General features: G+C 57.5%; 13 protein-coding genes. 7 read left to right on the top strand and 6 right to left on the bottom strand.

What is annotated here, in order from left to right; all coding sequences use genetic code 11:
- The first annotated feature begins 221 nt into the window (after nucleotides 1–221).
- From AC0TOF_RS17780 to AC0TOF_RS17765, 4 genes are all read left to right on the top strand, one after another.
- Entirely contained in the window at nucleotides 222–608 is a 387-nt protein-coding gene (locus tag AC0TOF_RS17780; protein ID WP_473769218.1) for a RidA family protein, read from the top strand.
- A 197-nt stretch (nucleotides 609–805) separates the two neighbouring features.
- Nucleotides 806–1,633, top strand: coding sequence for a transporter substrate-binding domain-containing protein (locus AC0TOF_RS17775; RefSeq protein WP_473769217.1), 828 nt, complete (start codon nucleotides 806–808; stop codon nucleotides 1,631–1,633).
- 74 nt (nucleotides 1,634–1,707) lie between these two features.
- Nucleotides 1,708–2,991, top strand: a complete 1,284-nt coding sequence (locus tag AC0TOF_RS17770) for an NAD(P)/FAD-dependent oxidoreductase (RefSeq protein WP_473769216.1) — start codon at nucleotides 1,708–1,710, stop codon at nucleotides 2,989–2,991.
- A 13-nt stretch (nucleotides 2,992–3,004) separates the two neighbouring features.
- On the top strand, nucleotides 3,005–3,976 hold the full coding sequence (locus AC0TOF_RS17765) for an amino acid ABC transporter permease (RefSeq protein ID WP_473769215.1): 972 nt from the start codon (nucleotides 3,005–3,007) through the stop codon (nucleotides 3,974–3,976).
- 92 nt (nucleotides 3,977–4,068) lie between these two features.
- Here AC0TOF_RS17765 and AC0TOF_RS17760 read toward each other — a convergent pair whose 3' ends face one another.
- From AC0TOF_RS17760 to AC0TOF_RS17735, 6 genes are all read right to left on the bottom strand, one after another.
- Nucleotides 4,069–4,854, bottom strand: a complete 786-nt coding sequence (locus tag AC0TOF_RS17760) for a dimethylarginine dimethylaminohydrolase family protein (protein WP_473769214.1) — start codon at nucleotides 4,852–4,854, stop codon at nucleotides 4,069–4,071.
- 5 nt (nucleotides 4,855–4,859) lie between these two features.
- On the bottom strand, nucleotides 4,860–6,032 hold the full coding sequence (locus AC0TOF_RS17755) for a M20 aminoacylase family protein (protein WP_473769213.1): 1,173 nt from the start codon (nucleotides 6,030–6,032) through the stop codon (nucleotides 4,860–4,862).
- Nucleotides 6,033–6,842, bottom strand: coding sequence for an ABC transporter permease (locus tag AC0TOF_RS17750; RefSeq protein ID WP_473769212.1), 810 nt, complete (start codon nucleotides 6,840–6,842; stop codon nucleotides 6,033–6,035).
- A gap of 1 nt (nucleotide 6,843) precedes the next feature.
- Nucleotides 6,844–7,566, bottom strand: coding sequence for an ABC transporter permease (locus AC0TOF_RS17745; RefSeq protein WP_122002583.1), 723 nt, complete (start codon nucleotides 7,564–7,566; stop codon nucleotides 6,844–6,846).
- 64 nt (nucleotides 7,567–7,630) lie between these two features.
- Nucleotides 7,631–8,413 carry a transporter substrate-binding domain-containing protein gene (locus AC0TOF_RS17740; protein ID WP_473769211.1) on the bottom strand — a complete coding sequence of 261 codons (783 nt, stop codon included), beginning with the start codon at nucleotides 8,411–8,413 and terminating at the stop codon, nucleotides 7,631–7,633.
- Nucleotides 8,414–8,435: 22 nt separating this feature from the next.
- A complete protein-coding gene (locus AC0TOF_RS17735; protein ID WP_473769210.1) occupies nucleotides 8,436–9,209 on the bottom strand; it encodes an ABC transporter ATP-binding protein in 774 nt (257 codons plus the stop codon).
- Nucleotides 9,210–9,396: 187 nt separating this feature from the next.
- Here AC0TOF_RS17735 and AC0TOF_RS17730 point away from each other — a divergent pair, with 187 nt between their 5' ends.
- From AC0TOF_RS17730 to AC0TOF_RS17720, 3 genes are read left to right on the top strand one after another with little or no spacing between them, the layout of a single operon-like run.
- The gene (locus tag AC0TOF_RS17730; protein ID WP_473769209.1) at nucleotides 9,397–10,041 is read left to right on the top strand and encodes a TetR family transcriptional regulator C-terminal domain-containing protein; all 645 of its coding nucleotides are present in this window, start codon (nucleotides 9,397–9,399) and stop codon (nucleotides 10,039–10,041) included.
- Nucleotide 10,042: 1 nt separating this feature from the next.
- Complete coding sequence (locus tag AC0TOF_RS17725; RefSeq protein ID WP_473769208.1) at nucleotides 10,043–11,239, top strand: pyridoxal phosphate-dependent aminotransferase; 1,197 nt, start codon at nucleotides 10,043–10,045, stop codon at nucleotides 11,237–11,239.
- Entirely contained in the window at nucleotides 11,236–12,885 is a 1,650-nt protein-coding gene (locus AC0TOF_RS17720; RefSeq protein WP_473769207.1) for a 5-guanidino-2-oxopentanoate decarboxylase, read from the top strand. Before AC0TOF_RS17725 ends, AC0TOF_RS17720 begins: the two co-directional genes overlap by 4 nt.
- Nucleotides 12,886–12,899 lie beyond the last annotated feature (14 nt).

Raw genomic sequence — 12,899 nt, 5'->3', positions numbered from 1 at the left:
CTTCCGACCCTGTTTCTTAGACCTGTCCGCTTCCCATCGCAACAGGTTGCCCGCATGGCGGATACACAATGTTGCTACCTCGTTCGAGCCATTCAGCTGTTGCCATTGGAAACGTTTGGCGTTCGGTTTGAGCGGGAACGATGTTCATGCGGCTTGTTTTAACGCGCGATTTATTCGACAAGCGCTTCGCAAATTCAGATGAGCCTGCTTGGAGAATGACCATGACAAACAACGCAATGCCCTATTTTCTTGAGGATACGGACGAAAGCGAGATTTCTTCCGATGTCGCAGGCATCGGCAATCTTCTTGTAACGACCCATGTTCCCATCCGGGCAGATGGCTCAATGGAAACCGGCGACATAACCGCCCAAAGCGAATGCACGCTGAACAGCCTCAAAACATCACTTGAAAAGGCTGGCAGCAGCCTGGCGAACGTCATTCATCTGACGATCTATCTGACCGATATCAACGAACGCCCCGCCTTCAACGAAGTTTATCTGCGCTATTTCAAGAAACCTTTTCCGGTTCGTTGCGCGGTCGGCGTTGCGGGGCTGGCAACGCCGGAGATGCGGGTTGAAGTCACGGCAATGGCCGTCCGCAATCAGTAGCCGCCGACACACGGCACAGTTCGCCTTCGGGGCCGTGGGATATGAACGGCCCCGAACTTGTCCGGCCCTGACCTGACTCCTGCGCGATTAGCATATAATCATACGCTAATTTCATAATTCGTTTCCGCGAGCAGCCTAGCCGATGCTTGCGTGTTTATGCCATGCTCGTGCGTCAGACCAGTGGAGGGGTCGATAAGATGAGAAAAATCATAACAATAATGGGTATCGCAGGCGCCATTCTGGCAACGGGATTCGCGGCTCATGCGGGAGAGACGCTGGATCGCGTCATGGAAAAGAAAGCCATGGTTGTCGCAACCAATGCAGGCTGGCCTCCTCAAAGCTTTCTCGATGATTCCAACCAGCTCGTAGGCTTTGACGTCGACGTGGCCAACGAGATCGGCAAGCGTCTCGGCGTTGCGGTATCCTTCGAGACACCGGACTGGGCAACCTTGACCGGCGGACGCTGGCAAGGGCGCTATGACGTAGGCGTCGGATCGGTCACGCCGACCAAGGCGCGCGCCAATGTCATTGATTTTGCTGGCATTTATTATTACAGCCCATATGTCTATGTCGTGCACAAGGACAGCGAGGCGAAATCGGTCGCAGACCTCAAAGGCAAGGTTATCGGCGTCGAGACCGCCACCACTTCGGAAGATTATGCGCGTCACCAGCTGGAGATCGACGCGCCCGGCCTTCCCCCGATCGAATATAAGCTCGAACCGGGCGACATTCGCACTTTCGCGGATTCCATGCTGCCGTTCGACGATCTGAGACTGGGTGATGGCGTTCGTATCGATGCGATTGTCGCACCGGAGCAGACGGCCCAGAACGCGATCAAGAACGGCTACCCTGTAAAAATCCTTGAAGGCGACTATGCTTTCCGCGAGCCGCTCGTTGTTATCGCCGAGAAGAACGATCCTGACTGGACCGCCAAAATTGGCGAAATCATCAAGCAGATGAAGTCCGACGGCACTCTCGGGACGCTCACCGCAAAGTGGTACGGCAAGGACTACAGCGCCGACTGACCTGTCCCCTGCTTCTATATTGAAATGAGCCATCCATGCGGTGGCTCATCCGATACCCTTATTTTGGTGTTACGATGACATATCCCGTCACTTACTACAGCCGTACCAAGGCGGACGACTTCGCACGTCCGACGCTGGAGCGTGAAATAACAGCAGACGTCGCGGTGATCGGCGGCGGGCTTGCCGGTTTGTCGGCTGCTTTGCAAATGTCGCGCGCGGGCAAGAAAGTTGTTGTTCTTGAAGCCGAAAGCATCGGTTTCGGCGCGTCCGGGCGCAATGGCGGATTTGTCAGCCCCGGTTTTGCGACCGGCGGTGATGCTATTGCCGCCCGCACCAACGATGCCGTCGCCAGAACGCTACATGAAATGTCGATCGAGGGCGTCGAGTTCGTTCGCCAGAACATTGCCTCGCTGAACATCGAGGAAGCCCAGCTATCTCCCGGCATTATGAGCGTTCGCCGGTATGACGATGGCGACAGCCTGAAACACTACGCCGACGAACTCTACCGCGACTACGGCTACAAGCTCGAATTTCATACAACAGCCGAAACCCGCAATATTTTGAATTCCAAGCGTTATTTCCAGTCTGTCACAGACCCCAATGCGTTTCATATCCACCCGCTGAATTATCTGCGGGCGCTCGGTCGCGAGATCGAACGGCTTGACGGGCGGATATTCGAACATAGCCGCGTGGTCCAGCTGCTCGACGATAGAGATGGCAAGCTCATAAAAACGGCACAGGGGCAAGTTAAGGCAGGTGCAGTTCTGATCACCACCGGAGGCTATACCGATGGACTGGTTGGTCAGATCAAGCGGGCCTATCTGCCCATCGCGACTTATGTGATGGTCAGCGAAGAAGCGCCCGAACTCATCGCATCAGCAATCCGCACAACCGCAGCGATTGGGGATAATCGCCGGGCGGGCGACTATTACCGCGTGATTGATGGCGGCCGCAGACTATTGTGGGGCGGACGCATCACGACAAGAGCAGCCGATACGCCCGGTGTCGTGCGGGAACTGCGCAACGAAATGGTGGGGACCTACCCTCAGCTCGCTTCGCTGAAGACGGAACTCGCATGGTCGGGCCTGATGTCTTACGCAAGACATCTCATGCCCCAGATCGGCCAGCTCGATCGGGCCACCTGGTACTGCACGGCATTTGGCGGACATGGGCTCAACACGACCGCAATCGGCGGCAAGGTCGTCGCCGAAGCCATTTGCGGACAAAGTGACCGCTACAAGCTCTTCGAGAAATTCGGGCTGGTCTGGGCGGGAGGTGCCGCAGGTCTCGCAGCCGCCCAGTTGACCTATTGGAAATTGCAGATGCAGGATTGGCTTGCCGAGCGAAAAGCAGGCTGACAGGGGAGAGAACATGCTCGGGAGGTTTTTTCTGACACGGCCTGAGGCCGCTAAACGAACTGTTCAGGTAGCGTTTTTTGTTATCCTGACAGCGCTCTTCTGTTTCATGAATGTCCGATTCTCGGGCATAACAAACTGGCTGGGGATCGACCCCAAAGTCGCGAAGGCGGGTTTCACCAAGGCGACGTTGCTTTCCTCCGTTCTGCTTAGCCTCCTGATCTTCGCCAATTGGAGCTTTTTGAGACTATTTCCACGTTGGGTGCAGATTATAGCCATATGGCTGGAACTGTTCCTGCTGCTGATGGTCTTCTTCTATTCATTCAATCTCTCGTTTGAATTCATCGCCAAAAAAATCGGATTTCTCATCAGTCAGGGCGTCGTCACGACGCTTTACATTTCCACCGCTTCCATCTTCTTCGCAACCGTTCTGGCGCTGATCGGCGCTGTGGCCAAACTCTCCAAGAACGGTCTGGTCTATGGTCTGGCGACGTTCTACACCTCGCTCTTCCGCGGCCTGCCCTTGCTGATGCAGATTTACATTATTTACCTCGGCTTGCCGCAGGTGGGATATGTCATTGGGCCGATCCCCGCCGGTATTCTGGCGCTTTCGCTGTGTTACGGCGCTTATATGACGGAAATCTTTCGTGCGGGCATCGAAAGCATCCCGCGCGGACAGCAGGAAGGTGCCGCCGCTCTGGGTCTGGGACCGTCGCAAACGATGTGGCTGGTCATTCTTCCGCAGGCGATGCGCATCATCATTCCGCCAACGGGCAACCAGTTCATCGCGATGCTCAAAGACTCGTCGCTGGTCTCTGTCATCGGCGTATGGGAGCTTATGTATCTTGCCCGCACACAGGGCCAAACCGAGTTCCGGCATATCGAGATGCTCATCACGGCATCAATGATCTACTGGGCACTGTCCGTCGTGCTGGAATATGGCCAGGCGAAGCTCGAAGCTCGCTTCAAACGTTCCCTCGTGCGTTGAGCGCGTCACCATTAAGGCGTCGGGCCTGAGCAACATCAAACGAAAATCGGCGCGGAATTACCGCGCCGATCCATTGTAAAATCTGTTTCTAATTATCGCCGCCACCTGAGCGACATGCATGACAAGCCTGCATCGATCCGTCCAATTTCACCTGTCTTGAGGGCAACAACCTTATATCCCTCTTTATCAAGCTTATCGATCGTGCGGGGATAGTCCGCGCCGACGAAAACGACATCGTTGACCCGAAGCGCATTGGCGGCTGCCTCTTCACCCTCCGGCGTCACAATTTCACGCATGCCTCGAAAGAAGCCCGAGCCCGCCAGCCTGTGCGTCGCAAGCACCGTCTCCTCGTCCAACAGCGAACAGTCGGTCTTGAAGTGCAGTACACCCTTCGGCGTCTCGACAATCTCAGCGGCACGTCCGAGCGCCGTCAGTGCAGCCCGAAGCCCTTCGGCGCCACTCTTGTCGGTACGCGCCGACAGGCCGATCATCACCGCCTTGGGCGTCACCAGCACATCACCGCCATCGGCGAAACCGGGTGAAGGGAGCGACACGACATTCTCAAAGAGCGAACGCAGAACCGGTTCGATTTCAGCCGTCTCACCCATGCGCGATGGTGCGCCGGGACGCAGCAGAACTGCGCCTTCGTGGAACACCAGCGCCGGATCTTCTACAAATATCGAATCCGGAAAATCCTCCATCGGCGGCAGAACCGTCACCTCGACACCAGCGTTTCGCAACGCCTGCACATAGGCTTCGTGTTCTTCCCTGACACCTTCGTAGGTCGGATTGCCCTTGTCATCGGCGCGCAAACCATTGACGACGGATCGTCCCGGCGTACGGACGATAGCTGCATTGAATTGATAAACGGCAGTCATGGAAATCACTCGGGTTTGAGATAGGCTTCAGCAAGCTCGGTCCAGAAGGCCGCGCCGATGGGAATCAGATCATCGTTGAAATCGTAAGACGGATGGTGGAGCTGGAAATCGTTTTCTCCCTTGCCGCCCCCCACAAAGAAGTAGGTTCCGGGCCGCTCACGGAGCATATAGGCAAAATCCTCGCTGCCCATGAAAGGTCGTTCCAGATCGATCACGTTCGTTGCGCCAAACGAGTTCACCGCCAGTGAGCGCGCGAAATCAGTTTCCGCGGTATGGTTGATCGTCGCATCATAACTGCACAGATACTCCACTTCAGCAGTTAGCCCGAAGCTCTCTGCCTGATGCGCTGCAACACGTTTGATGCGTTGCTCGATCTGATCGCGAATGGTGGGCGAAAAAGTGCGAATGCCGACCACGATTTCTGCCGTCGATGGAATGATATTGCTGGCCGAACCACCATGGAATGCGGCAACCGTCACAACCGCCGGGTCGAGCGCTGGCACGTTACGGGACTTGATGGTCTGCAGGGCCATCACAATCGAAGCGCCCGCGGTTATCGGATCAGCGGTTTTTTCCGGTTCCGAGCCGTGACCGCCGTAGCCGTTCACCCTGATAAATGCTTCATCGACCGCCGCCATGATCGGCCCATCGCGGAAGGCAAACTTGCCGAGGGGAATGCCGGGATCGTTGTGAAGGGCAAAAACAGCATCACAAGGAAAACGGTCGAACAATCCTTCGTCTATCATGATCTTGGCACCGCCGAAATTCTCTTCCGCCGGCTGGAAAATCAGATGAATGGTTCCGTCGAAATTGCGCCGTTCAGCCAGAGCCTTGGCAGCACCGAGCAACATCGTCGTATGGCCATCATGTCCACAGGCATGCATCAGACCCGGGGATTTGCTGGAATAGGGCAGATTTGTCTGCTCATGAATGGGAAGCGCGTCGATATCGGCACGAATGCCGACCGACTTCCGGCCCGATCCATTCGTCAAAGTCCCAATGACCCCGGTTTTTGCAAGTCCTCGCGTGACCTTGTATCCCAGGGCCTCGAGCTGCCGCGCAATGATCTCGGAGGTCCGTTTCTCCTCGAGCCCCAGTTCAGGGTGAGCATGAAGGTCATGCCGCAACGCTGTCAGCTCTGGAAGGTTGTTGCGAATAGCAGTCGAAAAATCGCGCATTCAAGCACCTCTTGTCGGAATTCGGTTCTCAAGACGCCGGAAGACCAGGACCAGGCCTGCGGTCAATATCATGTAGATCAAGGCCAACAGCAGAAGCGGTTCATAAGTGAGATAGGTTTCCTGGCGCACCCGCGAAACGACGCCGTAGACATCGACAACGGTTATGGTTGCCACCAGCGGCGTCGATTTCAATTGAAGGACCGTTTCGCCGTTCAGTGTCGGCAGGGCGCGATGGATCGCGCGCGGCAGCCAGATACGGCGAAACACTTTCCAGGGTGACATGCCGAAGGCACGACCGGCCTGCAGCTCGCCGGATGGCACGCCAGCAAACGCACCGCGCATGACCTCCCCCTCATAGGCCGCGAAGGAGATCGTCAGCGCGGCAAGTCCATATGGCCATGCCTCGCGCAGATAAGGCCAGATAAACGAGCCGCGAATGCCGGGAATGGAGGGAAACAGCGACCCAAGGCCGTAATAGAGCAGCCACAGCTGCAACAGCAACGGCGTCCCCCGGATGACGGTGCAGAACGCCTTCGCTGGCCAGCTCAACCACCATGGGCCGGTCACCTGAAGCAATCCGAGGGGAAGAGCCAGCATAAACCCCAGAATTGCAGACCCGAAAAGCATGAACAGAGTTACTACGATGCCGGAACCCAGACGAGGCAGGTATTGCGGCAGCCAGTCCCAGCGGCCAAGCACCACCGCCGAGGCAAACAGCGCTATCGCGATGACAATCAGCGCAAGGCGGTGCGGTTCGAGCCAGTTTCTGACGGATATCCGGTTTTCCAATACTGCTGAAGATGTGCTCATCTCAGTCAATCCGTGCGAAACCACGGCGCGCGCGCCGCTCGACAATGCCGATGAAGACGTTCGAAATCAGGGTAAGCCCGAGATACAGCACGCCAGCGGCCATGAAGAACAGCAGATAATGCTTGGTCGTGCCCGCTGCCTGTCTCGTCACCAGGGTCAGTTCGCTGAAGCCGACAACCGCCAGAAGGGCTGTATCCTTGGTTGAGATAAGCCACAGATTGGCAAGGCCAGGGGTGGCGAAGGGCAACATGGCCGGTATCGTGATGCGTCTGAGCATCTTGGACGGGGGCATGCCGAATGCGCGCGCCGCCTCGATCTGGCCGGGCGCGATCGCTTTGATCGCACCGCGCAGGACTTCCGTCGAATATGCGCCCTGCACGACACCGATGACGAAAATACCTGCCGCAAGTCCGCTGATATCGACCTTGCCTTGCCCAAGCAGAGCAAGCAACTGGTTCAACAGGTCGGTGCCTGCGTAGTACAGGATAAGGATCAGCACCAGTTCCGGCACGGCGCGGACCACTGTCGTATACACTTCCAGAAGGTCGCGAATGATCGGACCGCCATAGAGCTTGCCCAGCGCACCGAACATTCCGATCAACAGACCGAGCGAATAACCGCCAACGGCAATTTGCAGCGTGTGCCAGAAACCCTGCAGAAGCACCCCTCCCCATCCCGGCGGATTGAGAGCAAGCAGGCTCCAGTTGATCAGTGGTGCATCCATGGGCAGTTCCGTTCATGCTGAAATCGGGGAGGCCAGCCGAAGAGAAACCGGCTGGCCAGGAAACTCACTGGCCGTAAATGTCGAAATCGAAATATTTTTTGGTGAAGGCATCGTAGGTTCCATTCGCGCGGATGGCCTTGATCGCGGCGTTCAGCTTGTCCTTGAGTTCCGTATCGCCCTTGCGCAATCCGATGCCCACGCCCGGCCCCAGAACCTCGACATCCTGAGCGACGGTTCCTTTTTCCTCGCAGCATGCCTTGCCGTTATCCGTCGCAAGGAACGTCCGCAGAGCCAGAGAGTCCGCCTGCACGGCATCGATGCGCCCGGCGGTGAGGTCGTTGTTGGCTTCGTCCTGCGTCTGATATTCCTTGATCGTGGCACCGGCGGGCGCGAAATGCTTCACCGCATAGGCCTGATGGATGGTAGAAACCTGCACGCCAATCGTCTTGTCCTTCAGCCCCTCCGGCGTCGCGTCGAATTTGAGATCCTTGGTGCCGATGACGATCGTCGGTGTATTATAATATTTGTCAGAGAAATCGATGGTCTTGAGACGTTCAGGCGTCATCGACATTGAGCCGACGATCATGTCGATCTTGCCGGTGGTGAGTGCGGGGATGATGCCATCCCAGGCGACCGGCGTTATCACGCAATCAAGCTTGGCTTCTTTGCAGACTGCATCCGCAAAATCGATTTCCCAGCCGTGCCATTTTCCCGTGGCGTCAGGTTCCGTGAAAGGGGGATAAGGTTCTGCTGCGATACCGAGTTTCACCTGTTCGGCGCTTGCCGCCCCCACTCCCGCAACGGCAAATGTTACACCCACGCACAGACTAGCCAAAAGACACTTCATTGGTACTCCTCCCATTCCCATTTCAGTGTGTTGAACTGATAAACTTCTTCAATCGCTCGGATTTGGGCGCCCCGAAGACCTCTTCGGGAGGCCCCTCTTCCTCAATCCTGCCATTGTGCAGAAAAACGATATGATTGGCGACCTTGCGCGCAAACTTCATCTCGTGCGTAACCAGGATCATCGTGCGTTTTTCCTTGGCCAGATCACCGATAACAGTGAGTACCTCGCCGACCAGTTCAGGGTCCAGCGCAGATGTCGGCTCGTCGAAAAGCATCACTAATGGCTCTATCGCCAGCGCCCGCGCAATCGCGGCACGCTGCTGCTGGCCACCGGACATGAAAGCGGGATAGACGTCTCGCTTCTCGTAAAGGCCGACGCGCCTTAGAAGCGCTTCGGCCCGCTCTGTCGCTTCGGCCTTGGGCACGCCCAGCACATGCACAGGCGCTTCGATCACATTCTCCAGAACGGTCATGTGCTGCCAGAGATTGAAGCTCTGGAAGACCATTCCAAGCCGCGTGCGAATACGCTCGATCTGCCTTCGGTCCGCGGGTATCTGGCCGCCATTGCCGGCGTTTCGCATGGCAATGGTTTCACCGTGGATGGTGACCGCCCCCGATGTTGGCAGTTCCAGCATGTTGATGCAGCGAAGAAATGTCGATTTACCGGAGCCTGATCCGCCAATAATGGCGATGACATCGCCCTCGCGCGCCCTGAGTGAAACGCCTTTAAGCACCTCGAGATCACCGAAACGCTTGTGAAGGTCGACGACGGAGATCGCCTCTTCGCCTTGGCTCATGCGGCACAAACCTCCCTTGGCCCGACACCCTTGCGGTTTGTCGCAAGCCACCTGGATATTGCTTTATTATCAGCCACTTCGGAGTTCTTTCGACTTCTCGACAAGCGGCCAACCGTTCCCTTGACGTCGACTATACACTTGAATAAGTATTGCGCAAGTGCATAGTCAGACATCGAGGGAGGAGAGGATGACCGCATCGTTTCGACGTGCGCCGGACTTCGATCGTCGCACGGACATGATAGAGGCTACGCTCGACTGCATTGCCGATCTCGGAATACAGGCGACAACGGTTCGTGCCGTTGCGGCGCGTGCAGGCGTCAGCAATGGCCTGATCCGCCATCATTTCGCATCGAAGGCCAATCTCATCGCCGCCGCCTACCAGCGCATGATCGAAATGATGACCCTGCCCGCGCTTAGCGTTCTGGAATCGGATGGCGGCACGCCCCACGACCGGCTGACGCGGTTCATCGCAGCCAGCCTCGGCGGAGCTGTGGCCGATCCGCGGATGCTCTCGCTCTGGGCGACTTTCGTCAGCCAGGTTCATCTTGATCCGGATCTGGAGCACGAACATCGCGAAGGCTATCTCGCTTTCCGGCGGGCGACCGAGACCTTGATTGCCGAGGTGTTGTCGGCAGAAGGCCGGGAACCGGCCCCGCAATCGTGCCGAAACCTTGCCATCGCAGTCAACGCCCTGATTGACGGCCTTTGGATCGAAGGCTGTCTCAGCGCGGCTGAAATCGACGAAACCACCCAAATTGGCATCGGACTAAGCTCAATCGGCGCTCTTCTCGGCATTGAGCTTCCCGCTGCGCCACCACTTCCGAGAGATTGACATGCATTACGCCTCCATCACCGATAGACTCTCAGGATTGGGTTCGGACAAATGGCGGGTCCATGCACGAGGCAGGGAACTGCGCGCGCTTGGCCATCCCGTCATAGAATTTACGATCGGCGAACCCGACGTTGCCCCGGATTCCTCGCTGCTCGAAGCGTGCAATAACGCCATGCGCGCCGGACGCACCCGCTATTCCAACGGTCGCGGCGAACCGGCGGTGCTGGCGGCGCTGGCGGCAAAATATTCAAAGCGCACCGGCCGCGCCATCACGACCAACAATGTCCTCTATTTTCCTGGAACCCAAACAGCGCTTTATGCCGTTTTGACAGGATTGGTCGAGAGTGGCGACAAGGTTCTCGTCCCCGATCCTTATTATGCAACCTATGAAGGCGTGGTGCGAGCGCCGGGAGCCGATATCGTCCCGGTGCCACTGCGGGCCGAAGATGGCTTTCATCTTCGAGCGGAAATACTGGAAGCGGCAATCACGCCCGGCTGCCGGGTATTGCTTCTCAACAACCCGCACAATCCGACCGGAGCGGTTCTCACAAAACCCGAAATTGCTGCGATCAGCGAAGTCTGCCGCAAGAACGATCTCTGGATCGTGTGCGATGAAGTTTATGAAGAGCTTACTTTCGGCGCCGCATTTGCGTCGCCGCTCGATCTTCCGGAGATGGCGGACCGCACCATCGTGGTCTCCTCCATATCGAAGTCACACGCAGCCCCCGGCTTTCGTGCAGGCTGGGCTGTGGGTTCGGAGGAGTTTTGCCAGAGATTGCTGCCTTTCTCCGAATCCATGCTCTTCGGTGGACAGCCTTTCATTGCCGACATGGCAGCCTATGCGCTGACACATGATCTGCCGACAGCCTCAATCATGCGCGCGCAGTACAAGGCGCGGTCCGAGCTGATTGTAGAGCGTTTGCAAGGCGTTGCGGGTATCAAGCCCCTGATGCCGGAAGCGGGCATGTTCGTGCTGCTGGATATTGGCGGCACTGGCCTCAATGGTGAGGAATTCGCCAGCCGGCTGCTTGAAGAACACTACGTCTCGACGATGCCCGGCACGTCTTTCGGCCAGGTCGCGAAGAATCTGGTCCGCATGAGCGTCACCGTTCCTGAAGACAGCATAATCGAGGCTTGTGACCGCATTGCCCGGTTTGCCCGCAGCCTGAACTACAGAGCGGAAAGTCTGGTTTCATGAGCAGCAAAATAACGGTCGGGCAAGCGCTGATCCGCCTTCTGGAAGCATACGATGTCGATACAGTATTTGGCATTCCGGGCGTGCACACAGCCGAACTTTATCGTGGCCTTGCCGGATCGAGCATCCGGCATGTTACCCCGCGCGACGAACAGGATGCGGGCTTCATGGCAGATGGCTATGCGCGGGTTTCGGGCAAGCCGGGTATCTGCCTGCTGATTACGGGGCCGGGGCTTACCAATGCGATAACCCCGATGGCCCAGGCGCGAGCCGATTCCATACCGATGCTCGTCATCTCAGGCGTCAACGCGCGCCACACGCTTGGACAATATAAGGGGCACCTGCACGAGCTTCCCGACCAGTCCGCGACCATGCGAACAATCGCCCTGTCGTCAGAACGACTGGAACAGCCCGGCGATCTTGCAGAACTAGTTGGCCGTGCCTTCGCCCGGATGAAATCCGGACGTCCGGGCCCTGTCCATATTGAAATCCCGACGGACCTTATGGAAGCCCCGTTTGAAGGAAACTTGCGCAAGTGCCCGGCAGTTCCGAGCGCTACGGCTGTGGGTTCCAATGTCGAGAAAATCAAAGCCGCTGCAACACTTTGCGCCGAAGCTCGCCGTCCTTTGATCCTCGCAGGTGGAGGCGCCAACCGGGCGGGTGATGCCGTTTTCGTCCTTTCGCAGATGCTTGACGCCCCGGTCGTGACCACAACGAACGCCCGTGGTTTGCTTGGCCGTCATCCGCTCGCGGTGCAGGCAAGCCCCAGCCTGCCGCCTATCCGCCAGCTGATCGCCGATGCCGATCTCGTCATTGCGATAGGAACCCAGTTCGGTCCGACCGATTACGACATGTATGTAGACGGAGGTTTCGAACCTCCTGCCCGCATGATCCGCATCGACATCGACCCGGATGCGGAGGCAACCAGCGCCCCGGCGGGCCTGATGATCGTGGGCGATGCCGCCCCAATAACGGCAGAGCTCATTTCTGTTCTGCAGCTTCTTCCTCAGGCACCACGTGAGGACGGAAAGGAGCGCGCAACGGCGGCTAAAGCTGCGGCATACGACTTCCTTTCACCCAAGATGCAGGCTTTGACCGAAGTTCTGGACACCATTCGGAATGCCCTGCCCGGCAGTATCATAGTCGGAGATTCCACGCAGCTCGCCTATGCTGGCAACCTTTTCTTCGAAGCCGATGGCGCACGAAGCTGGTTCAATGCTTCGACGGGGTACGGCGCGCTCGGATTTGGTCCTCCGGCCGCAGTGGGCGCCAGTCTTGCGCAGGCCGACACACCGGTGGTCTGCCTGGTGGGAGACGGCGGTTTCCAGTTCTGTCTCGGCACTCTCGGCACTGCCACAGACGAGAAAGCGCCGGTGATTTTCGTCGTCTGGAACAATCATGGTTATCAGGAAATCGAAGATTACATGCTTTCTCGGGATATCGAGCCCGTGGGCGTTCGCCCGACACCTCCCGATTTTCTCAAGCTCGCGCAGGCCTATGGCATACCGGGGGAACATATCCGCCTGACTAATCAAGACAATCAGGATGCGCTTCATCCAGGTGCACTCGACCTTGCGCAACTCGCCGGGGCGCTTCACCGCGCCCAGGCTGTCGAGGGGCCCGCACTTATAGAAATAACGACGCCATAGGCCGGGACGGTCTG

This window comes from Ochrobactrum sp. PL_is501 (assembly GCF_055816895.1).
The sequence above is the reverse complement of the archived record's forward strand: the minus strand, read 5'-3'. Positions and strand labels throughout refer to the sequence as shown.